The sequence below is a fragment of the Collinsella sp. CLA-ER-H3 genome (assembly GCF_040092425.1).
In the GTDB taxonomy this organism is placed as follows: Bacteria; Actinomycetota; Coriobacteriia; order Coriobacteriales; family Coriobacteriaceae; genus Collinsella.
Genome location: NZ_JBBNLP010000001.1, coordinates 198,984 through 221,106, shown reverse-complemented (window position 1 = coordinate 221,106; position 22,123 = coordinate 198,984). Strand labels below are relative to the sequence as shown.

Annotated in this window: 17 protein-coding genes; 2 read left to right on the top strand and 15 right to left on the bottom strand. The window is 61.2% G+C overall.

Annotated features, from left to right (window positions below):
- Nucleotides 1-90 precede the first annotated feature (90 nt).
- The 3 genes from groL to AAAX32_RS00985 all read right to left on the bottom strand — a co-directional run bounded on the left by groL (nucleotide 91) and on the right by AAAX32_RS00985 (nucleotide 4,683).
- Complete coding sequence (gene groL, locus AAAX32_RS00995; RefSeq protein ID WP_006234938.1) at nucleotides 91-1,728, bottom strand: chaperonin GroEL; 1,638 nt, start codon at nucleotides 1,726-1,728, stop codon at nucleotides 91-93.
- Between the two features lie 96 nt (nucleotides 1,729-1,824).
- Entirely contained in the window at nucleotides 1,825-2,118 is a 294-nt protein-coding gene (gene groES, locus AAAX32_RS00990; RefSeq protein WP_022094351.1) for a co-chaperone GroES, read from the bottom strand.
- A 921-nt stretch (nucleotides 2,119-3,039) separates the two neighbouring features.
- A complete protein-coding gene (locus tag AAAX32_RS00985) occupies nucleotides 3,040-4,683 on the bottom strand; it encodes an amidohydrolase (RefSeq protein ID WP_349099672.1) in 1,644 nt (547 codons plus the stop codon).
- 162 nt (nucleotides 4,684-4,845) lie between these two features.
- Between AAAX32_RS00985 and AAAX32_RS00980 the strand changes: the two genes are divergently transcribed.
- Nucleotides 4,846-6,309 (top strand): M20 family metallopeptidase, encoded by a 1,464-nt coding sequence (locus tag AAAX32_RS00980; protein WP_349099670.1) that lies wholly within the window; start codon nucleotides 4,846-4,848, stop codon nucleotides 6,307-6,309.
- Between the two features lie 131 nt (nucleotides 6,310-6,440).
- On the opposite strand, the gene AAAX32_RS00975 is transcribed toward AAAX32_RS00980, so the two are convergent.
- The 11 genes from AAAX32_RS00975 to AAAX32_RS00925 form a co-directional block, all read right to left on the bottom strand.
- Nucleotides 6,441-7,736 (bottom strand): zinc-ribbon domain-containing protein, encoded by a 1,296-nt coding sequence (locus tag AAAX32_RS00975; RefSeq protein WP_349099668.1) that lies wholly within the window; start codon nucleotides 7,734-7,736, stop codon nucleotides 6,441-6,443.
- Nucleotides 7,737-7,886: 150 nt separating this feature from the next.
- On the bottom strand, nucleotides 7,887-8,909 hold the full coding sequence (locus tag AAAX32_RS00970; RefSeq protein WP_349099666.1) for a YitT family protein: 1,023 nt from the start codon (nucleotides 8,907-8,909) through the stop codon (nucleotides 7,887-7,889).
- Between the two features lie 204 nt (nucleotides 8,910-9,113).
- The gene (locus AAAX32_RS00965; protein ID WP_161115101.1) at nucleotides 9,114-9,629 is read right to left on the bottom strand and encodes an Asp23/Gls24 family envelope stress response protein; all 516 of its coding nucleotides are present in this window, start codon (nucleotides 9,627-9,629) and stop codon (nucleotides 9,114-9,116) included.
- Nucleotides 9,630-9,673: 44 nt separating this feature from the next.
- Nucleotides 9,674-10,051: a DUF2273 domain-containing protein gene (locus AAAX32_RS00960; RefSeq protein ID WP_233542047.1), complete on the bottom strand. Its 378-nt coding sequence runs from the start codon at nucleotides 10,049-10,051 to the stop codon at nucleotides 9,674-9,676.
- Nucleotides 10,044-10,589: a hypothetical protein gene (locus AAAX32_RS00955; protein WP_271740111.1), complete on the bottom strand. Its 546-nt coding sequence runs from the start codon at nucleotides 10,587-10,589 to the stop codon at nucleotides 10,044-10,046. The genes AAAX32_RS00960 and AAAX32_RS00955 overlap by 8 nt, the downstream gene beginning before the upstream one ends.
- Nucleotides 10,590-10,755: 166 nt before the next feature.
- Nucleotides 10,756-11,562 carry a YebC/PmpR family DNA-binding transcriptional regulator gene (locus AAAX32_RS00950; protein ID WP_055309449.1) on the bottom strand — a complete coding sequence of 269 codons (807 nt, stop codon included), beginning with the start codon at nucleotides 11,560-11,562 and terminating at the stop codon, nucleotides 10,756-10,758.
- Nucleotides 11,563-11,727: 165 nt separating this feature from the next.
- Entirely contained in the window at nucleotides 11,728-13,911 is a 2,184-nt protein-coding gene (locus AAAX32_RS00945) for a DUF6020 family protein (RefSeq protein ID WP_349099664.1), read from the bottom strand.
- 83 nt (nucleotides 13,912-13,994) lie between these two features.
- Entirely contained in the window at nucleotides 13,995-14,816 is an 822-nt protein-coding gene (gene lgt / locus AAAX32_RS00940; protein WP_349099662.1) for a prolipoprotein diacylglyceryl transferase, read from the bottom strand.
- 108 nt (nucleotides 14,817-14,924) lie between these two features.
- On the bottom strand, nucleotides 14,925-15,203 hold the full coding sequence (locus AAAX32_RS00935) for a NifU family protein (RefSeq protein ID WP_349099660.1): 279 nt from the start codon (nucleotides 15,201-15,203) through the stop codon (nucleotides 14,925-14,927).
- Nucleotides 15,204-15,374: 171 nt separating this feature from the next.
- On the bottom strand, nucleotides 15,375-15,899 hold the full coding sequence (locus tag AAAX32_RS00930; RefSeq protein WP_349099659.1) for a dCMP deaminase family protein: 525 nt from the start codon (nucleotides 15,897-15,899) through the stop codon (nucleotides 15,375-15,377).
- An 82-nt stretch (nucleotides 15,900-15,981) separates the two neighbouring features.
- Nucleotides 15,982-16,833 carry a type III pantothenate kinase gene (locus AAAX32_RS00925; protein WP_349099657.1) on the bottom strand — a complete coding sequence of 284 codons (852 nt, stop codon included), beginning with the start codon at nucleotides 16,831-16,833 and terminating at the stop codon, nucleotides 15,982-15,984.
- Between the two features lie 192 nt (nucleotides 16,834-17,025).
- Here AAAX32_RS00925 and AAAX32_RS00920 point away from each other — a divergent pair, with 192 nt between their 5' ends.
- The gene (locus AAAX32_RS00920; RefSeq protein WP_349099655.1) at nucleotides 17,026-18,729 is read left to right on the top strand and encodes an OPT/YSL family transporter; all 1,704 of its coding nucleotides are present in this window, start codon (nucleotides 17,026-17,028) and stop codon (nucleotides 18,727-18,729) included.
- A gap of 200 nt (nucleotides 18,730-18,929) precedes the next feature.
- Here the strand turns inward: AAAX32_RS00920 and AAAX32_RS00915 are convergent, their stop codons facing one another.
- Nucleotides 18,930-22,013, bottom strand: coding sequence for a CAP domain-containing protein (locus AAAX32_RS00915; RefSeq protein ID WP_349099653.1), 3,084 nt, complete (start codon nucleotides 22,011-22,013; stop codon nucleotides 18,930-18,932).
- Nucleotides 22,014-22,123 lie beyond the last annotated feature (110 nt).

The following is a 22,123-nucleotide window of genomic DNA, read 5'->3' as shown; positions in this document are numbered from 1 at the left end:
GCGGAGCCTCTTTGCATGTCCGAGGACGTTCCGGAGAGAAGCCCCGTCACGCCCCCGGATTCCCGGTGGGAGTTCTAGACCTTGTCGGCCTTAGTACATACCGCCGCCCTGCTGACCAGCGGTAGCAGCAGCGATAGCGTCCTCAAGCTGAGTGTTCTTGGGCACATCGGAGACGGTGGCCTCGGTGATGAGAATCAGGCTGGCAACAGAAGCAGCGTTCTGCAGGGTGACGCGGCTGACCTTGACGGGGTCGAGGACGCCCATCTCGATCATGTCGCCCCACTCGCCGTTGGCAGAGTTGAGACCCTGGCCGGCAGGCAGCTCGGCAACCTTGTCGACCACGACGGCGCCCTCAAAGCCAGCGTTCTTGGCGATGGTAGCGACCGGAGCGGTCAAAGCCTTCTTGACGATATCGACGCCGATCTTCTCCTCGGGGTCGTCGATCTCGACAGCATCGAGCGCAGGAGCAGCGTCCATGAAGGCGACGCCACCGCCGGCGACGATGCCCTCCTCGACAGCAGCGCGGGTAGCCTGCAGGGCGTCCTCGACGCGATGCTTAATCTCCTTGAGCTCGGACTCGGTAGCAGCGCCGACCTTGATGACGGCAACGCCACCGGAGAGCTTGGCCAGGCGCTCCTGGAGCTTCTCACGGTCGAAGTCAGAGGTGGTGTTCTCCATCTCACCCTTGATCTGAGCGATACGAGCGTCGATGGCCTCCTTGGAGCCAGCGCCGCCGACGACGACGGTGTTGTCCTTGGAGATGGTGACGGACTTAGCGGTACCGAGCATATCGGCGGTGATGTCAGCGACCTTCACGCCCAGCTCGTCCAGGGCAGCCTGGCCACCGGTGAGAACGGCGATGTCCTCGAGGATGCGCTTGCGGCGATCGCCGTAGCCCGGGGCCTTGACGGCGCAGACGTTGAGGGCGCCACGGATCTTGTTGAGGACCAGGGTAGGCAGAGCCTCGCCGTCGATGTCCTCAGCGATGATGAGCAGGCCACGGCCAGCGCGCTGGACAGCCTCGAGAACGGGCATGATGTCCTGAACGCTGGAGATCTTCTGGTCGGTGATGAGGATGTACGGATCCTTCATCACGGCCTCCATGCGGTCGTTATCCGTGACGAAGTAAGCGGAGACATAGCCCTTGTCGAACTGCATGCCCTCGACGGTGTCGATGGTGATGTCGAACGTCTGGGAATCCTCGACGGTGATGACGCCGTCCTTGCCCACGACCTCCATGGCCTCGGCGATCTTCTCGCCGACCTCGGGGTCACCGGCGGAGATGGTACCGACGGAAGCGATCTGCTCCTTGGTCTCGACCGGCTTGGCCTGCTTCTTCATCTCGGCGACGGCGGCGTTAACGGCCTTGTCGATGCCGCGACGGATGGCCAGCGGGTTGGCGCCAGCGGCGACGTTGCGCAGGCCGTCGTTGACGATGGCCTGAGCGAGCAGAGTTGCGGTGGTGGTGCCGTCACCCACGGTGTCGTTGGTCTTGGTGGCGACCTCCTTCACCAGCTGAGCGCCCATGTTCTCGATGTTGTCCTCGAGCTCGATCTCCTTAGCGACGGAAACGCCGTCGTTGGTGATGGTCGGAGCACCGAACGTGCGCTGCAGCGCAACGTAGCGACCCTTGGGGCCCATGGTGACGGTAACGGCGTCGGCCAGAGTGTTGACGCCCTTGGCAAGCTTAGCGCGGGCATCGGTGTTGAACGTAATGTTCTTTGCCATGGTAGGTAATCCTCCAAAAGAAATGTGACTCGCGTCGCCGCTTCCGAGTCCTATGCGGCGGGCGCGCTCAAAGACGAATCAGAGATTCTGACGAGACTAGGCCTCGACGACGGCGTAGATGTCGTCGGCGCGCATCAGCAGATACTTCTCGCCGTCGACCTTGACCTCGTTGCCACCGAACTTACCGTAGATGACAACGTCGCCAACCTTGACGTCCATGGGGATGCGCTCACCCTTGTCGTTGACCTTGCCGGCGCCCACGGCAACGATGGTGCCGCGCTGCGGCTTCTCCTGAGCGTTGCTGGCGATATACAGACCGGAAGCGGTCTTCTGCTCGGCCTCGTCGGGCTTGACCAGAACACGATCTGCAAGCGGCTTCAAAGACGACATGCTTGTCTCCTCCTTTTTGGGCCGCGCGGTTATACCACGCGAATTAACCCTTTTTGTTTGCGTACGCGTTGAATGGTACCCACGAATGGCGGGTTATACAACACAGAGTCAAAAAATCTTATTTTTTGGCACTTAGATTTTCTGAATGCCGGGGGATAACTTAGCAGTGGCTCCCGTGTGGCTCCGGAGGGGCGGGGCATAAGGTTTCCTGCTCGGGCAGTCCTGCTCGCACGAAGGCCACATTAAGTGGCCTTCGGCTCGTGCGGAACTCGCGATAAACCTTATGCCCCGCCCCTCCGGAGCCACACGGGAGGCAGGTTAACTAATTCGAGCCCGGCATTCAGAAAAGTCAGTGCAGCAAAAAGGCGATGCGGATAGCGACATGAGCATGGTTTTCGTTGCGAGCACGGGTCCCCTGGGGAGCACCGTGCATTTTTGGGAGTTTTCAGCAGGCCGGGACAAATGCATACGCACCGGGCGCATCTAATTAGTCCCACGGTAGCCTTCGACCGGCGATTTGGGTCGGCAGACAGGCCTCGTCGAGACAAACAAGCATGCCTCGCGCCACGTCGGACCCCAAAATGACGTCGATCTCCACAATGCTACCCGACTGCAGCGGCACCGGCAGAGCTCGCGGTGCTGAATACTCCGTTTTTTGCACGGCACGGGCGGGGGTACATCAGGATCAGGAAGAATATCCCAGCCTTTTTATGCAATCTGTAATGGGAAGTATGCAAAACACCAAGAGGCAGCATTGCTGATGTCCAAATTGAGCGCGCAGGGCAGCGGCGCATCCGCCCTGCGCCCAAATCCATCAGAGCGGGGACGCTCCTAACAAATCCCCACCGGCAAACAAACGCGACTCGAGCGCTATCCCAAAATAGGCTGTCCGAGCCGCGCTTAACGGTACGGCATGAATACTTAGCGCTCGTAAATCAAGTTACCTGCCAGGTAGGTGGCCTGAATTTTTGTGGCCTGGAGGTCTTGGGGGTCAACGGTGAGCGGGTTTTGGTCCAGGACTACCAGATCGGCGTATTTGCCGAGTTCCAGGCTGCCGAGGTTTTGCTCGTCGCCTGCCGCGTAGGCGCTGCCCAGGGTGTAGTTGCGCAGGGCTGTTGCCGCATCGATGCGCTCGCTCGGCAGCCAGCCGCCCTCGGGCCAGTGGCTTTTGGGGTCCTGGCGCGTGATAGCCGTGTAGAGCACGTTCATGCTGGTAACAGCTGTGATGGGGCTGTCGGTACCGAAGGCTTGGCGAATGCCGCGCTGCTTATAGGTTGCGAACGGCCACATGATGCGGCTGCGCTCCAGGCCCAGGTCGCGCTCCGGGCCACCCGGGTCGAGTGTAATGTGGCAGGGCTGGCTCGAAGCAACCACGTTGAGCTTGCGCAGGCGGTCGATGTCCTCGGGCAGAAGGTTCTCCAGGTGCTCGAGCGTGTTATGGCCGTGCTGGGGCAGCCCGTACAGGTCGGAGGCCTCCTCAAAGATATCGAGCGCGGCATGAATCGCACCGTCGCCGATGACGTGGATGCGCACGGTGTGGCCGCGCTCCGCGGCCGCCAGAACTAGCTTGCGCATGCGCTCGGCGGGAACCGTCAGACGGCCCTGGTCGCCCGGGAAGCGCGGATTGGTATAGGGCTCGGTGAGATAGGCCGTGTGTTCGCTCGACACGCCGTCGAAGAACTGCTTAAAGCCTGGCGCCGAGAGCAGCGCGTTGTTCGCGTAGCGGGTCTGCAGCTCTTCCAAGCGCGACTGGTCATCCAACAGCGTGGGGAACAGATGGGCTCGGATGCCCAACTTGCCGGCTGCCTGCAGCTTGTCATAGACGTCGTCGCGGATAAAATCGCAGCCCGGCATGGGCATGAGCGACATATCGCATATCGAGGTGATGCCCTGCTCGGCCATCCGCCTCATTTGATCGGCGTAAGCGCTTGCGATGCGATCCTCGCCCAGCCACTCAAGGCAGCGCGGTAGCAGCTGCATGGCAGCCGCCTCGTGAGCAATGCCCGTGAGCTCGCCGTTTGCATCCTTGTCGTAGCTGCCGCCCGCTGGCGGCTCGCTGTCGCGTGTGACGCCGAGCGCCTCGAGTGCGCGGCTGTTGAGCCAAAGCGTGTGCCCGTCGCCCGAATACATAACACAGGGACGATCGGGGAATGCCGCATCGAGCGACGCCTTGGTAGGATGCTCGGGCGGGTCCCAACGGTAGTCGCGCCAGCCCTGCGTCACAACCCAAGCGTCACTAGGCAGATCCTGGGAAAACTCGAGCGCATGTTGCACCAGCGCCGCCTCGGACGTGCCCATATCCATAAGCATGTACGGCGAGGAACCGACCGAGGTATGGAAGAAGTGCAGATGAGCGTCATGGAAACCGGGGCAGACAAACTGCTCGCCGTAGTCGATAACCGACGTGGCGGCGGGAGCGGCGGCGATCACGTCATCGGGCGCACCGACTGCGACGATACGGTCGCCTGCGATGGCAATCGCCAGCTCGCGGGCGGTATCGATGCCGTCTTGCGCGGTAAAGACGTTCTTGGAGCGGATAATCCGATCGATATGTTGCATGGGCATCCCCATCTCTGGCAGGAAATTCAACACCCCCGAGTGTACTCCCCCGCCCTTGCAACAAAACCCCAAGCGGCAAACGGCAACTTTACCAGCCCTAGCGGCAGGTGGCATACTGAAGAGAGCCTGTACGATTTTGCGATCAACCCAGCAAGGAGCAAATCGACCATGACGAAGACCAAGGCACAGCAGATTATGGCGGCGACCGAGGCTCGCGCGGCTGACGACGTCACCGCAGCCATCAAAGATATCGCTACCGAGTTTGAACCCTACATCATCAAGCAGCGCCGCCACTTCCATAAGCACCCGGAGCTGAGCCTCGCCGAGGAGCGCACGACCTCCGACATCGCCAACCAGCTCGACGCCATGAATATCCCCTACGAGCGTCCCCTTAAGACGGGCCTGGTGGCGACCCTTCGCGGCACCGCGCCCGACGCCTATCGCGAGGACGGCACGCCACGCCGCCGCATCCTGCTGCGCGCCGACATCGACGCCCTGCCCGTCACCGAGCAGACCGGCGAGGAGTTCGCCAGCGTCAACGAGGGCTGCATGCACGCCTGCGGCCACGACTGCCATATCGCCATGATGCTCGGCACGCTGCAAATCCTGCGCCATATGACCGACGACATCCACGGCGAAGTTCGCATCGTATTCCAGCCCAGTGAGGAAAACGGCCAGGGCGCCAAGCTCATGATCGGCACGGGCGTGCTCGACGGCGTCGATGGTGCCTACGCCGCGCATATCTGGAGCGAAGTCGACGCCGGCACCGTGAGCTGCGAGCCCGGTCCGCGCATGGCCAATACCGACTGGTTCCGCATTGATGTCCGCGGCACCTCGTGCCATGGCGCCATGCCCCAACGCGGCCACGACGCCGTTATGGTTGCCGCCGAGATCGTCAACGCCCTGCAGACCATCGTCTCGCGCGAGATCAGCCCCTATGAGCCGGCTGTCATCACCGTCGGCGAGCTGCACGGCGGCACCGCGCGCAACGTTATCGCCGGCACGGCCTACCTCGCCGGCACGGTGCGCACCTACGGAGATTCGACCCACGAGGAAATGCCGGAGCTCATGCGCCGCATCGTGGAGCATACCGCGGCAGCTCTGGGCGCCGAGGCAGAGCTCACCGACTACACCATCGCCAACTACAAGGTCGAAAACGAGGTCGCCTCGAGCGAACGCTGCCGTCAGGCTGTAATCAAATGCCTGGGTCCCACCGGCCAAGGCCATTATCGCGGCACGCTTTCGGGCGAGGATTTTTCGGAGTACCTGTGCCGCGTACCGGGCGTGCTCGCCTTTGTAGGTACGCGCAACCCCAAGATTGGCGCCACGTACGCCCAGCATTCCTGCTTTTACAAGATTGACGAGACCGTACTGGCAAAGGGCTCCATGGTGGCCGCCCAGTATGCTATCGACTTTTTGGCCGAGCCCACGCAAGAGGAGCTCGACGGCCCCGCGATTACCGCGGTCGCCGAAACCAACCCCGATCTGGCCGCCAAGTTGCGCTCTGCCAAGGCGACGACCGCCGAGGCCCGTGACGCCATCCATGATGCCCGAACGGCTCGCCATGCCGCGATCAAGGGCATCCACGACGCACGCGCTGCTGCACGCCGCGAGGAGAAGCACGACGAGTAGTCGTCACACCCATCCATAACAGCCTGGCTAAAGCAGAGCGGGGGCGGACGTATCGAAACGTCCGCCCCCGCTCATTCTTCAAGCGCTATTTCTACCATTTCTACCCCGTCCCCAAATGGCAGACGGCATGGCTACTCGTCCTGAGGCTCCTCGTCGGAGCTTGGCTCGGACGCCGACTCAGGTGCAGGTGCAGGTGCAAGCTCAGGCGCAGGCTCGGGCTCAGATGCCGTCTCAGGCTCGGGCGCCGGTTCAGACTCGGGCGCCGGCTCAGGCTCGGTCGCGGGAGCGGGTGCAGGTGCCGGCGAAGCATCCGGAGCACCGTAACCCGAAGGAGCGGACTTCTTCTCGAAAGGCAACACAAAAGTCAGGACGTCGTCCTTATCCTCATCGGCCCACTCGCTTGCATAGCGTGCGGCCCAATAGCCAACGGCACGGTGCTTGAGCATCTTGCCAAAGACCGTAAGAAATACGGTGACGAAAGCGACCAGCACCAAGAACAGCGCGAGCGTGACGCCACCGCCGGTAACAATTGCCTCAATACCCGTAGGACGATAGTAGTAGCTATACATACCGACAGAGGCAATGGCGCCAAAGACGACCGTCAAGATCCATGTGACAACGTTGGCGACCAGGCCCGTCAAAAACTCGGGAAGGAACGAAGCACAGAACAGCTTGGTCTTGTTGTGCTTAAACGCCGCCCAGACCTTATCGAGCGAAAACGCGCTCTCGACGCGACCGGTCACCGCAAAGTGCATCACGGCGATGTCGGCGAACATCTTAAAGAAGACACCCAGAATCGCCGAGGCAATTAGCGCCAGGACAAGCAGGCCGAGCGAACCGAACAGCGCAGCCTCGAGCGCATAAGAGCCGTAATAAGAATACGAGCCCGCGGCGCCAATTACCACGCCCTCCACCAGTGAAAGCACTACACCGATAACGGGAATGGCAGCGATAACCTCGAGCACGACCGAAATAACGCTCGAAAAGACTCCGAGACCAAACGACGTGGAACGCATGAGTGGACGGTCCATGCCGTCATCGACCTTGAGAGAAAGATCACGGCCCCACTCGATACCAAAGCCGGAACCGCACACGCTCGCAATGCAAGCTGCCAAAAAGCCGATGGCAGCCGCAATGCCGCCAATAACGGGAATAAACAACACGAGCACCGACACAACGCAAATCAGCGCCGGCAAAAACGCGATTTGGCATACACGCTGAAGCACGCCCGGAGTCTTGGTCATATCTTGGAACGCCTGAGCCACACAGCCCTTTGGCGCATTCGCCACGGGCGGTTGCGGAACAAACTGCTGGGGCTGAGGCTGTCCCTGGGGAGCGGGGCCAGCGGCACCGACATTAGGAGCACCACACACGCCGCAGAACTTGTCGTTATCGTCCATAGGGGCGCCACACTGCGAGCAGAACATCGAAATCATCCCTTCGTATCTTGAGCGAATCACCTGGATCGCAAACGACGTCTTTGACATCATTATCACCCAATGTGGGGTCAAATACTCAAAGATGACCGATTTGCAAGGTACACGGCGCCAGCAGGCGGTTCGTTGAATACGTTTGTGCTAATTCGTTCCGCGGAAGCCCTTGCCGACGATCTCGGAACTGTCGACGATCGTGATAAAGGCACCCGGATCGACTTCGCGCGCATAGCGGCGCAGTTGCACGGCCTCGCGACGGCTCAGCACGCTCATGATCACCGTCACGCACTTGCCCGAGAAGGCACCGTAGCCGCGGCTGATGGTTGCCGTGCGGTTGAGATGCTTGACGATAAACTCCTCGACCTTAAGGGGCTCGGAACAAATGACCGTGCAGACTTTGCGCAGGTGAATGCTCTCAATGGCTTTGTCGACCACAAGCGTCTTGGCAAACAGGCCGAGCACGCAATACAGACCGACACGCGGGCCGTACAAGAAGGCCGCGATGGTCACGATGCCGATATCGACCAACAGCAGCGCGCGGCCAATCTCGAGCGTCGTGCGGCGTTTGAGGATCATGGCAAGAATGTCCGTGCCACCCGTCGAGGCGCCGATGTCAAAGACAATGGCACTGCCGAGCGCCGGCAAGATGACGGCAAAGCACAGGTCGAGCCACATATCACCCGTCAGAGAGACATCAGTCGGAATAAAGAGCTCAAACAGCGAAACATAGGCGGACAACGCAAACGAGGCGAAGACGCTCCAAAGAATCGCCTTGCGCTCCAAAAAGATAAAGCCCAAAACGACGAGAACCGCGTTGATAATCCACATAAAGACGCCGACGGGCAGAGTCGGGAACAGCGTGGACAGAATGACCGACATGCCCGAGGTGCCGCCAAAAGCAAAGTGATTAGGGGTTTTAAACGCAACGATGGCAAAGGCCGTAAGAATCAGACCCAGATTGAGCTCGGCAAAAAAGCGCGGGAAGCCCGGCTCCTGGCTGCGCTTTTGGCCGGCACGCTCGCCGCGCTCGATATCGGTGCGATCGACCACGCGCTCCATCGGCACTACGGGAGGACGATGCACCTCCTCGGCAGCACGCGACGCCGCCTCTGCCGCAGCGGCCTCAATTGCCCATGCCTTGCTTTCTGTTTCGTGCTCGTCGGCCATTACGGCAACTCCTCGTTAACAATTTGGAAACAATGCGCTCATTAGGGTAACGCGGAACGTGGGGATTGCAACCCTTAGTTAGACGAGCGGTATGACTATATCGGGAGCGTACAAAAACGGCCGGCCACGCTTTTGCTTGCGCGGTCGGCCGTTTAACGTTTTCGCAGATAAAACCTGCCAAAACAAACCTGTCTTTTTGGAAGGTTATTCGTGCTGGCTGGTGCGGTGCTCGTACTCCTCGGGGGTGATGACGTCCTCGATGCGCAGGTTGACGCCCGCCACCTCAAGGCCAGTCATCGCGGCCAGACGCTCGGTCACGCGCGCCTTAACGTCGTCGAAAATCGCGGGCGCATAGGCGCCGTACTCGATGATGACAGAGATGTTGACGACCACACGATTGTCATCGGTGACCTCGACCGTCACGCCCTTGGTCAGATTCTCGGCACCAAACTGCTCCTGCACAAAGTGCATGAGGTTACCCTTCATGCCCAGAACGTGCGGAACCTCGCGGGTGGCCATGGCAACGATCTTCTCGATCACACCGTTGGAATAGGTCAGCGAGTCCTCGGACTCGTCCGCCTCCTCGTCGTCCTCATCCTCATCGGACTCGACCTCGACAAGAGCCTCGTCCTCGAGCGTCACATCCTCAGCTTCGGCGACGACCGCCTCGTTCTCCTCGAGCTCGGTATCGGCTACATCGACCTTCGTATTAAAAGCCATGGTTCCTCCTTATGCCTGCCGCGGATGCGACAGTCGAATACATATTAGCGACCGCTAAACAGACGGCCGAAGAAGTTGACGATCCCGTTCTCGCCGTCGCGAATTTGGCCAATTACGGCGCCGATTAGCACGAAGAATGCAATGACGAGCGTGTCCCACAGGCCGAGCGTGAGCACCAACACGGCGAGGATAAAGCCAGCGACGGCACCGAGCGTGGTGTTGGGATGACGCACAGCATAGCTCCAGATGGCAGCGCCCGTACCCTTGATGAGACCCATAGCCTCGTCAAAATCCACGGCTGCCGCGTCTTGTAACTCGGTTGCCTCTGCTTTGGAATCAACAGGTTCGCTCGCCGGCGTGGCGCTCTGGTCAATCGTCAGGCGCGGCGTACGAGCGGTCTTATCTTGATTGGTATCACTCACCGGAAACCTCCACGGTCTGGACGGTAGTCTTGGACGGCAAAAAACGGACGCGCGTGGTCGTACCCGGCGTGCCGAGCATGGTGTCGCAAGCTTCCTCGATGCGCTGCTGCATCGCGGTAGCCAGAGATGCCACGTCCTTATCGTCAAGCGCGATAGCCTCGACCTTAAATCGGACGTGCGAATCGTCGGGGCCTTGGACGCGGGCCTCGACATGCTCGACCATCACGCGGTCGTCGCGCTCGGCAGCAGCCCTGGCACACGAAGAAAGCGCCGCAAGGGTAACCTCGATATTGCGCTCCCCCGCCGGATGCACGCAGGACGGCTCGCGACGAGCAAACATCAGGCGAAAGAAGCTTACCAGCACGCCGATCGCCACAACTCCGCCGCATGCCGTCACGACAATGCGCGGCATGGGGTCGCGCATCAGCAGCATAAAGCGATACGTATACGGCCCCCAAAACTGGCAGACAAGCGTACCCAGCGCCACGATGGCGGCGGCAAGATACACAATCGCTAGGGCTCGTTTGAGTACGCGCACGTGGCGCTCCCTTCAAATCTCGGCTCTCGAAATGCAAAACGATTCGCATCATTATAAAAGAGCCGGGTCCGGTGCTGTACGCACGCGGATCCGGCTCATCTATTCCACGAGGCTTGCATGCTCGTTTCATTATGCCCAGATATGCACGGCTTAACCCGTGCAGGCGCTACTCCTCCTCGAGGGCAGCGATGACCTCGTCGGTCATATCCATGGTGCTGTAAACATCCTGGACGTCGTCGAGCTCCTCGAGACGGTCGATGAGGCGCTGGACCTTCTTGGCGTCGGTACCGGAGACCTCGGTCGGGGTGGTCGGAACCATAGTGGTCTCGGAGCCCTTGACCTGAATGCCCTGCTCCTCGAGCGCCTTGGAAACAGCCATGACGTCGTTGGCGGCGGTCCAGACAATCCACTCCTCGCCGGCGTCCTCGTAGTCCTCGCCACCGGCCTCGGCGATTGCCATCATGAACTCATCCTCGTCACCGGCAGCACCGTTGGCGATCATGGTCTCCTTCTTGGCGTTCTCGTCCAGGATCTCCTTGGCGACGACGATCTGGCCCTTGCGCTCAAACTGGAAGGCGACGGAGCCAGAGGTGCCCAGGTTGCCGCCAGCGTGAGAGAAGGCGGAACGGACATCGGCGGCGGTACGGTTGCGGTTATCGGTCAGGCAGTCAACGTAAACGGCAACGCCGGCGGGACCATAGCCCTCGTACACGATGTTCTCGTAGACGGCGGCGTCGGCACCCGAACCAAAGGCCTTGTCGATAGCGGACTTGATCTTGTCCTTAGGCATGGACTGAGCCTTGGCCTTGGCAACAGCAGCGGCGAGGCTGGCGTTGTTCTCGGGCAGCGGGTCGCCGCCGAGACGGGCAGCAACGGTGATGTTGCGGCTCAGCTTGGAGAAGAGGGCGGAACGCTTGGCGTCCTGCGCGCCCTTACGATGCTTGGTTGTGGCCCACTTAGAGTGTCCGGACATACGTGTCTCCTATCGGTTTCGACCTAAAGCCCAGCGCAGATGCTCGGGCAATATAAACAAACGTCGTTATGATATACCTACTGGCCTGCGAGATAAACCCCAAAATGAAGGCGTCGTGATGATACAGCCCCTTGGTGCAAAGTAACCTGCCCCCTTTGCACCAAATTAGGACCAGAGGAGGTCGCTGCGGGTGATGGTGGCGCCGATGGCAAAGGGCATGCAGGCGATAACCGGGTACAGGTAGCGCATGTAGGTCGAGCCGTTGCAGGGACCGATCAGGCACACGGCGAGCACGCCCAGCAGCGGCACCCAAATGGCCAGCCCGCGCCACGAATGACGACGTAGCAGATAGACCACCACGGCGATCATGATCCACACATAGGTGGCCGAGCTCATGGCGAGCGAGATAAACGGGATGCGTTGTACTGCCACGCGATACAGGTTGATCAGGTGGTCGCACCAGCGCACAACCTTGCTATCGACCGGATGGAAGTCAAAGTACTTGAGGTTATCGGGCTTCGCCATAATCTCGGCACTGCGCGCCGTGCTGTAGACCCACGCATCGCGGGCACTCGGATAAAAGTAGCCGTAGTAGTTATTGATGAGCGCCGAGATATAGCACTCGGGATCCTTTTTGAACATCTGGGCCCACACCTCAAAATAGGCCTTGATGTCCTCCTGCGAGGCGTACTCGTTAAAGCAATTTTTGACGGCGTCCGACTTGTCCGGGTTGTAACGGCGGCCCAGATTCTCGTACTTGAGCACACGGTCGATCACGGCACGCTCTTCGTCGGTCACCAAGCCGTCGCAAGGAGCCTCCACGATGGTGCCGTCCTCCTTAACCGTGGGGTTGACGCCCGAGTTGAGGCCGTCGTGCTTTTGGACGAAACGAGCCGTCTGCTGGAACGGAATCGAGAGGATTTCGCGCTTGGAACCAGGCGTGATGTCGTGCGCCGGCATAAAGACCTTGGTGAAGTACATATTAGAGGCAAGGCAGAGTGCAAGCACCGCAAGAACTCCCATCCAGCGGAAACGCGGGATGGCGCCCGAAGGCGCAGCACCAGCCTGCTTGGCTGCGCGACGAGCCGTATGCGCGTCCCATGCGCAAAACGCCGCCGCGATTACGCATGCCGCCAGGGGAAACACCAGGCCGCCGTTGCGCAGAAACGTGGAACCCATGGCGCCCAGAGCGAGCAGCAGCCAGTCGTGGCGCGCAAAGAGCACGGGCCTCTGTTCGCCCGCACGCTCGGCATTGGCATCGCGACGGGGCAGGCCGCAGGCCGCAAGCTTCACGGTCTGCACCAACAGCACCAAAAACGCGTCGGCAAACAGCACGTCTTTGGTAAGCAGGGCCGCGTAGTTGGAGAACATGGGCATAAACACAAAGAACAGCAAGATCACGCCGCGGACCGGCAGGCTCACGCCCAGCTTGCGCAGCGACGAGATGGAATAGGCCATGCAGGCGGCCGTGATGACAAATTGGGCACAGGTGTAGATGGCAAGTCCCGCATTGGCGCTGTTGAACAGTGAAAGCCCCAGCTGGACGCACGAACCGATGATAGCCGTGTGCACCACGGGGTGATGTCCGTTGAGCAACACGTTGGGATTGAGCAGACGCAGGTAGTCACTCGTGCCGTTGGGGTAGTTGAACCACTGGCGAATCTGCGCACCCGTATCTCCCATAAAAAGGCCGGGCAGCGAAGCGATGAGCGTGGGCGCCCAGGCGATCATAAGCACCAGAAAAGGCCCGGCAAAGGGATGGACCGAGAGCACGGCGTGAGCCACACGCCATACACGGCCAAAGTGCGCTTCGGAAAACGGAATGCGCCGAGAGCTCAGCCAATCTAGACACTCAAAGGCAAGGTAGAAGGCAACGACCGCCAAGAGCATCCAGCCCGCACCGCCTATCCAGGCGCAGATGATGCGCGCCTTGTCGCCGAGCACGATCTCGGCCGAATCGGTGAGGTCGTAGCTGCGGCCAAACACCATGCAGACGGCAAAGAACAGCGACGGAAGGATCACCGAGGGACGCCAAGCGTCGCCGCGGCCAAAGAATACGTAGCGAAACGGCAGCGTGAGCAGGCAGGCAAGCGCGAGCAGCATGACCGCGTCGGTATGGCCGGCAAACGAGAGGAGCACCTCGTAGCACACGTACAGCATGCCCGAGGCTTTGGGGTCAATCGCCAAGACCGCGTTGCTCGACACCGGGGCGGGATCGATGGAAAACGCCGTGGTCGCCAACAGCGCGAGCAAAAATGCGATGAGCGTCTGCTTGGCGGGGTAGCGCTTAAACCAGACGATGCGGGCAGCGTCGCGCGCAGCCGTTGTGGAGAGGTCGGAATCCTTCACAGTCCGAAAGCCTTTCTAGAAACCTATCAAACTCGGCAAGACCACCACAAAGGCGCCTGTCCCCTTTGTGGTGGTCTTGGTGGTTAGGCGTCCAAATAGACGCGCTGGGGGCGATTGCGGTGTCGGGCGAAGATGATGAGCGCCAGACCGGCGATCACGAGCGGCAAACTCAGCAGCTGACCCATGGTGATGACGCCGCCCAGCAGATAGCCCAGCTGCGCATCGGGCACGCGCACAAACTCAACGAGAAAGCGGACGATGCCGTACCCCATCACGAACACGCCCATAAACGTACCCTGGGGCAGCAGCGGCTTTTTGCGGCTGAGCACCTGCAAAATACAGAAGAGCACGACGCCCTCAAGAAACGCCTCGTAGAGCTGGGAGGGATGGCGCGGCATATCGCCCGCGGTGCCGCCAAAGACCACACCCCAGGGCAGATCGGTCGGTTTGCCCCACAGCTCGCCGTTGACGAAATTGGCACAACGGCCCAGGCACAGGGCCAGCGGGGCGCCGATCACAGCAAGGTCGGCGACGGTCCAGGCGTCAAGCTTGTACATGCGGCACACGATGGTGCCGCCCAAGATGCCGCCCACCAGGCCGCCGTGGAAGCTCATGCCTCCCTCGTTGGTGGCAAAGATTTCGAGTGGGTGGGTCCAATAGTAGCCATCGCCGTAAAAGACGACATAAAACAGGCGCGCGCCGATGATGAGGCCAAAGACCGCGCCGACCACGACGCTCGTCAGGTCATCAATCGTAATGTCGAAGCCCCAACGACGCTGCGTGCGGTACATAACGACCGCCGTGAGCAGAGCGCCGACCACGTAGGCCAGGCCGTACCAGTAGATGGTGATGGGACCCGCCGAGATCGCGACGGGGTCAAGCATGTGGTAGAGGTCGTTGAGCATATCGATCCCCTGCTCCCTACATACAAATGCGGCCGCGGGCCTTGCGCTCGCAGCCGCATATCTGGGCGTAACGTCTATGCGGAGCGTACCGTCCGCAGCTTTCGCATCTTAGAACGGTGCGTACTCGTCGTACAGGTCCTCGGCCTCGCCGGAAGCATTGACCTGCTCAACGCGGGTAACGCCGGGCACGTGCTCCTTCAGGATGCGCTCGATACCCATGGAAAGGGTTAGCGAGCTCATGGGGCAGCCGGCACAGGCGCCCTGCAGCTCCAGCCTGACAACACCCTCGTCGTCGACGCCCACATACTCCATATCGCCACCGTCGGCCTGCAGGTTGGGGCGGATCTCTTCAAGAACCTTCTTAAGCAGCTCTTCGTTAACAGCCACAGGGGCTCCTTTCTCACAATAACGCGGGCACGCCCGCGGACAGAAGCTATGTTACTACAGCCATGTACCCGCTCACGAGCCGTCCATGCGCGCAGACGCGACTTTCACGAGTAGTCAATTTGGGACGGGGCTCTTTGAGCTGCGTTCGTCGTCAGATAGCGACAACGCATATTACTGCCGAGTCTGTCCCCCGGTACCAATCTGAACATCGACGATAACCTGGCGGTAGCTGATGCCGCAGGAATCGAGAATGCGGCGGCTGATACGGCCGTCATCGGTGTCGGCATACTTATTGTCCAGGTAGACGACCTCGCCCACACCCACCTGCGCCAGGATCTTGGCGCAGTCGTGGCACGGGAACAGCGTGACGTAGACCGTGGAACCCTCGAGGTCTTTGAGCGAGCCGCGGTAGTTGAGCACGGCGTTGGCCTCGGCATGCACCACGTAGTTGTGCTTATCCTGCAATGGGTCGTCGCTCGTGCCCCACGGGAAAAAGTCGTCGTTGAGCGCCGAGGGCGTACCGTTGTAGCCCACCGAAAGGATGCGGTGGTTGGTGCTGGCGATGCACGCGCCCACCTGCGTGTTGGGATCCTTGCTGCGGCGCTGCGCGGCGATGGCCACGCTCATAAAGAACTCATCCCAGCTAATAACGTCGCGGCGCTTGCCCGACGCAGTTTGATGAAGATCGTCCGACATGGCAGACACCTCCGTAATCTCAACAGTTTGACCCATTGTAGCAGGTGGAAGGTGGAGACGTTTTTGTCCCACCGCCCCATCGCTACGCGCGACGGGGCTTTTGATTGATGTGGTAGAGCTCGGCCAGACCGCGAAGCGTCAGTGCGTCATCGACCGTCAGGCTATGACCGACAAGGGCCGCAAGTGCCTCGGCATCGTCGCCGGTAATGACGATGGGCACATCGCCCTCCCCCGCGGCCTTGGTCGCGCGCATCTCGGCGAGCACCATGTCGAGCATACCGTCGATGCGGGCCACCTCGCCCAGAACCACGCCCGAGCGCATGGCCTCACGCGTGTTGCGGCCGATGACATGCGTCGGTGCCGAGGGCTCAACCTGAGGCAGGCGCGCCGCAGCGGCCGAGAGCGAACGGGCGCCGAGCGCCAGCCCCGGCGCGATAACGCCGCCGACAAAGGTACCGTGCGCGTCGATGACCTCGATGTTGGTCGTCGTGCCCAGGTCAATCACGATGCACGGCGAGCCGTAGACGGCGCGGGCCGCCACGGCATCGGCGATGCGGTCGGGGCCGATCTCGGCCGGATCGTCGTAGTGCACGGGCATGCCGGTCTTAAGTCCCGGCCCCACCGTGAGCACGCGCCCCGTGCAGGTGCGGGAAAGTGCCGCTTTCCACGGGCGCTCGAGCGCGGGGACCACACAGCTCAGTACAGCAGCCGCGGGCACAAGCGCACCCGGCATGCCCGCATCGGCCGCCAGTGCGGCCATGACCTGCACGAGACGCATGCGCGCCTCGTCTGCTGTGATGCTCGACGGCGTGGTGATCTCGCACGTCGCAAGCGGACATTCCTGCGCCGCGGCCGAATCCTCTGCAAACAGGCCAAAGCGAATGAACGTGTTGCCCACGTCGACCGTCAATATATATGCGCACCCATTAAGCATCGTCGGCGCTCCTTTCGTCTGCCCAGCAGTATATCGCCTACCTAAACCAGTCATCCCAAAATGACTAGCTTACGGCTATACTGGTGCGCGGTCGCGCGCGAGCTCACGCGGCGACCCTTGGTAACCCGACTTCCCGCGCTGTATCCGTAGCGGCGCTCCCGGGGGAAGCGGATATACGCAAAGGAGTTCTATATGAGCAATCCCTCGAACCGCACCTCGATGCGCGGTCAACTCACGCTGCGCGGCGTCGTCATCGGCGTCCTTGGCTGCGTGATCATCACGGCAAGCTCGGCCTATACCGCCCTCAAGATGGGCGCCCTCCCCTGGCCGATCGTCTTCGCTGCCGTCATTTCGCTGTTCTTCCTGAAGCTCATGGGTAACGCCAGCCTCAACGAGGCCAACGTCACCCACACCATCATGTCCGCGGGCGCCATGGTCGCCGGCGGCCTGGCGTTTACTATCCCGGGCGCCTGGATGCTGGGCTATGCCGACCAGATCAGCTGGCTCGACATGTTTATCGTGGCGCTCGCCGGCACCATCTTGGGCCTGCTGGCGACAGCCCTCATCCACCGTCACTTTATCGTGGACGCCGCGTTGGAGTTCCCCACCGGCAACGCCGCAGCTCAGACCCTGCGTGCGACCGAGGCCGGCGGCAAGACCGGCAAGCAGCTCTTTGGCTCCATGGCCATCGCAGGCATCTATAGTGTGCTTCGCGACGCTTTGGGCGTGGTGCCCAGCATGCTGTGCACGCTCAATATCCCCGGCGTGACCTTTGCCATCTACAACTCGCCCATGTTGCTGTCCATCGGCTTTTTGGTGGGCTTTGCCCCCGTCGCGTTCTGGTTTGCCGGCGCGCTGCTGGGCAACTTTGGCATCATCGTTGGCGGCACCGCTGCCGGCCTGTTCGATGTTGTGACCGCGCAGGGCATCGTCAAGTCCCTGGGTATGGGCCTTATGATGGGCTTTGGCGTCGCCGTCGTTCTCAAGGACATCCTGCCGCAGGTCGCCGGTATCGTCCGTGGCCTCGCCGCCGACAGCTCCACCGACACCGACGAGCAGTCGCTCATCTCGGGCTCCCTTAAGCTCGACGCCGGCATCATCGGCCTGGGCACCGCAGCCATCGCTGTAATCGTTGCCATCGCGCTCGACCTTGGCCCTGTCCCGGCTGTCATCGTCACGCTGTTCACCTTTGTCACCACCATTATGAGCGCTCAGAGCTGCGGCCAGACGGGTATTGACCCCATGGAGATCTTCGGCCTCATCGTCATGCTCATCGTGGCTGCCTTCGCGCAGCTCGCGCAGGTCAAGCTGTTCTTTATCGCCGGCATCGTGGCCGTGGCGTGCGGCCTTGCGGGCGACGTCATGAACGACTTTAAGGCCGGCGCCGTGCTAGGCACCAACCCGCGCGCGCAGTGGGTCGGCCAGGCCATCGGCGGCATCGTGGGCGCCCTGGTCGCTGCCGCCGTCATGGTCGCGCTCGTCACCGCCTATGGTCCGGACGCCTTTGGTCCCGACAAGAGCTTCGTTGCCGCACAGGCAAGTGTGGTCGCCACCATGGTCTCGGGCATCCCGAGCGTGCCGTGGTTCGCAGGCGGCTTTATCGCCGGTATCGTCATGTACTGGCTCGGCATTCCGGCCATGATGATCGGCCTGGGCGTGTACCTGCCGTTCTACATGTCACTCACGGCATTCCTGGGCTCCTGCGTCAAGCTCGCCTACGACAAGTGGTCCGCCCACCGCGACGCCACCGCTGGTCTTTCTGACGAGGAGAGGGCTGCCAAGGACGCCGCCTTCCAAGAGCAGGGCCTGGTTGTCGCCAGCGGCCTGCTCGGCGGCGAGTCCATCGTCGGCGTTATCCTGGCGTTTGTCTCCGTGGGCTTGAGCCTGCTGGGCTAAGTCGAGCAGCTGCTCGACAGCAACCATATTGCCTACGGCTTGCCCGGTCGGTAGCTTTCGCGGCTGCCGACCGGGCTTTTTGATACCGAAACAAAGAAAGGCCGGCGCGCTGCGTATGACAGCGCGCCGGCCTTATCGTTTGGCTAACGAGACGGTCCCGCTATGAATTGAAGTTCGTTGCAGAATCTACGCTCGAAACGCTACATCTGCTTGCGACGACGATCGCTCAGCGTCACACCAGCGGCCACGAGGGTGATACCGCCGATGACGAACACCTCGCCCGCAAGAGCGGAATTGTCGCCAGTCTGGGCGAGCGCAGCGTTCGCAGCCTTCTTCTTGGCGACAGGAGCCTTTGCAGCAGCCTGCGCAACCTGAGGCTTGGCCTGCGGCTCGGCCTTGGGATGATACTTGTCGTACTCGGCCTGCGCGGCAGCCAGGGCATCCTTGGCATCGTCAAGCTCGGCAAGCGCGGCGGCATAGGCGTCGTTGGCGTCGGACAGCTTGGCATCGGCATCGCTCAGGGCAGCCTTGAGACCAGCGGCGGCATCGACGGCAGCCTTATAGCGAGCGTAGGCAGCGTTCAGCTTGACCAGCTTCTCGTTGCCCGTCGTGCCCGCGGCAAGGGATGCCTTGTGATCGACAGCCTCAAGATCGGCCTTGAGTGCCTCGTCGTTGGCAAGCTCTGCCTTGGCCTTGAAGATATCGAGGTTCGCATCGACGACGGCTTCGTTGGCGGCCTCGAGCTGCTTCTGGGCATCGGCGACACTGGCCACGGCAGCGTCATAGGCGGCCTTGGCGTCGTCGACCGCCTTCTGGGCGCCGGCAAAGCGCTCGAAGGCCTTGTTCGCGGTAGCCAGCTCACCCTCAGCAGCCTTGGCCTTGGCCTGCGCATCGGACACAGCCTGCGCCTTGGCGGCAACCGCCTGCTTGGCGTCCAAAAGAGCAGTCGCGGCCTGGACATCTGCGGCCTGGGCCTTGTCTACACCAGCCTGGGCGGCATCGTCGGCCTTCTTTGCCTCGTCAAGCGAGCCCTGCTTATTCGCAAGGTCCGCCTGGGCGGCATCGCGCTTGGCAGCAAGGTCCTTGACCGAAGCCGTGGCGTTGTCATACGCCTCATTGGCCTGTTCGGACTTTGCCTTGGCGGCATCGTGGGCGCTGCGAGCCTTCGCCTTGTGAGCAGCGGCCTCGGCTGCCTTCGTCTTGCTGTCAGCAAGCGTGGCGTTTGCCTTATCGAGAGCCGCCTGGGCAGTAGCGGCCTTGCTCTTGGCGGCATCGAGCTTGGTCTGGGGCGTCTTGACGTCGATGCCCTTGAGTTTGGCTTCGGCGGCGTCGTATGTCGTCTTCGCGGCGGCGGTGCCGGACTTAGCCTTCTCGTACTCGCCCTTGGCAGTGTTCATGTTCGTGTCGGCCGCGGTATAGGCGTCGCGTGTGTTTTCTTGCTTATCCAATGCGTTAGAATAAGCCGTTCCAGCAGCCCCGAAGTTCTTCTGCGCCTCTGCCAGCTTATTCTGAAGCTGCTTCAGCTGCTCCTTCTGCTCCTGAGTGCCGCCTGCGTTGTAGGCAGAGTCGATGTAGTCGTTCACGAGCTTCTTGAACTCGGAGACAGTGAAATCCTTCTGCCCCGTGCTCCCGCTATAGTCGAAAACGGTTACCTCGGAATCGGTATTCTTACCGCTACCGGTCGCGATGCCGATAGCCTTCGCGCCGGCATCGATGATGTTTAGATAGTGCCCGCACTCATGGTAAATGCTGTTGTAGTGCTGCCAGATATAGTAGGAATCATATCGATGGCTTCCAAGTGCGTCGCCATACTGTTTGACGTACTTATCGAATGCCTCTTTTTCCTGGGTATAGAGACCGGTATATGGCCATCCGAGAGTATCCTCGGTCTCGCCGCCGGCATATGCACCGCCGCCGCCTGCAAGGTTCTCGCCTTTATCGAAATAGCAGTTCGAGTGATCCCAAATATTCGATGAATATGAGGCGTTGAGTGCAGCTGCTGCGGTCATGCGGAGGCTGACGCTAAGCTCCGACTGGCCGTTCGCCTTGCGGAGGTTGTTCTGGGTATCGAGGTAGGTCAGGGCGTTGCGCATCTGCTCCAAGGAGAGCGGATTGGTGTCTCGAGACATGTCCTGATCGACGTAATTATCATACCAGTCCTGTTTATCTGTCGTCCCCATGAGCATCGACGCGGCAGTGCTTGCATTCGACTTCTGCGTGGCTGTGAACTGGCTGCCGCCGATGATATAGTTCATGAAGCCGAACATGCCCTGGCTGATGACGTTCTGATCCACGGTCATGTTCGACTTGAGGTCGGCAATCTGCTGGTTGAGCTTCTCGACCTCGGCGTTTGCGGCGTCGTATGCATTGTGTGCGTCGGTTACTTCAGCACGAGCCTGATCGAACTCGCTGTGCTTCTGTTGGCGGACCTCGACGAGTCGGTCGTACTCCGCCTTCTTGTCGGCCTCGGTCTGCTGAGCCTGCTCGTATGCCGACTTCGCAGCGTCGCGCTTGCTGGCGGCGGCGTTGTACTCCTTGTTTGCCGCACCGTATGCAGACTGGGCAGATGCCACAGCAGCGTTGGCGGCGTTGGCCTTCTCCTGCGCGGCAGCGACGGCAGCCTGGGCGGCCTGCAGATTTGTCTGTGCGGTGGCGTCGGCATCCGTCGCGGCATTGAGCTCCGCCTGCGCGGTCTTGAGCTCACCAGCAGCAGCCTTCTTGGCGGCCTCAAGCGCACTCAGGTCGACACCTGTACCCGAGACGGCAGCATCGAGCGCGGCCTGCGCCTGGTTGAACTTCTGCTGGGCGTTATCGCGCGCGGTGGTTGCGGCTGCGAGAGCAGCGGCAGTCTCCTGCTTCTTGGCCTGGGCGGAAGTCAAAGCGGCCTCAGTGTCCTTCTTTTCCTGCTGAGCGCTGGCCTCGGCAGCCTTGGCCTGGTCCAGATTGGCCTGTGCAGTAGCAACGGCCTTATTGGCGTCATCGAGCTTTGCCTGCGCGTCCTCGACGGCCTTCTTGGCGGCCTCGTACTCGTCCATACCCATGGCCTCGAGCTTGGCCTGGGCATCGTCGAGGGCCTTCTTGGCCTCATCCTGCTTTGCCTTGGCGTCCTTGAGCGCCTGGGTCTTATCCTCGACACTCTTGTTGGCTTGATCGAGCTGATCGTTCAGGTCGCCCAGCTTCTTCTGCTGCTGCTCGGTCTTTTCGACGGCGGCTTTGAGCTCGTCAATCTTCTCCTGGAGCGCGGCGACTTCTGCTGCGTTCTGCTCGATTTCGTTGTCGCTCACAGCCTGCGAGGCCTGATTCTTTTGCTGCTGCGCCTGCTTTTGAGACTGGCCCGCCGCGTCGGCCTTCTTCTGGGCGGCATCGTAGGCGGCCTGAGCGTCCTTGAGCTGCT

Coding starts and splice junctions, on each gene's coding strand:
- groL (WP_006234938.1), bottom strand. CDS start 1,728: ATGGCAAAGAACATTACGTTCAACACCGATGCCCGCGCTAAGCTTGCC.
- groES (WP_022094351.1), bottom strand. CDS start 2,118: ATGTCGTCTTTGAAGCCGCTTGCAGATCGTGTTCTGGTCAAGCCCGAC.
- AAAX32_RS00985 (WP_349099672.1), bottom strand. CDS start 4,683: ATGCCCATGCAACATATCGATCGGATTATCCGCTCCAAGAACGTCTTT.
- AAAX32_RS00980 (WP_349099670.1), top strand. CDS start 4,846: ATGACGAAGACCAAGGCACAGCAGATTATGGCGGCGACCGAGGCTCGC.
- AAAX32_RS00975 (WP_349099668.1), bottom strand. CDS start 7,736: ATGTTCTGCTCGCAGTGTGGCGCCCCTATGGACGATAACGACAAGTTC.
- AAAX32_RS00970 (WP_349099666.1), bottom strand. CDS start 8,909: ATGGCCGACGAGCACGAAACAGAAAGCAAGGCATGGGCAATTGAGGCC.
- AAAX32_RS00965 (WP_161115101.1), bottom strand. CDS start 9,629: ATGGCTTTTAATACGAAGGTCGATGTAGCCGATACCGAGCTCGAGGAG.
- AAAX32_RS00950 (WP_055309449.1), bottom strand. CDS start 11,562: ATGTCCGGACACTCTAAGTGGGCCACAACCAAGCATCGTAAGGGCGCG.
- lgt (WP_349099662.1), bottom strand. CDS start 14,816: ATGCTCAACGACCTCTACCACATGCTTGACCCCGTCGCGATCTCGGCG.
- AAAX32_RS00930 (WP_349099659.1), bottom strand. CDS start 15,899: ATGTCGGACGATCTTCATCAAACTGCGTCGGGCAAGCGCCGCGACGTT.
- AAAX32_RS00925 (WP_349099657.1), bottom strand. CDS start 16,833: ATGCTTAATGGGTGCGCATATATATTGACGGTCGACGTGGGCAACACG.
- AAAX32_RS00920 (WP_349099655.1), top strand. CDS start 17,026: ATGAGCAATCCCTCGAACCGCACCTCGATGCGCGGTCAACTCACGCTG.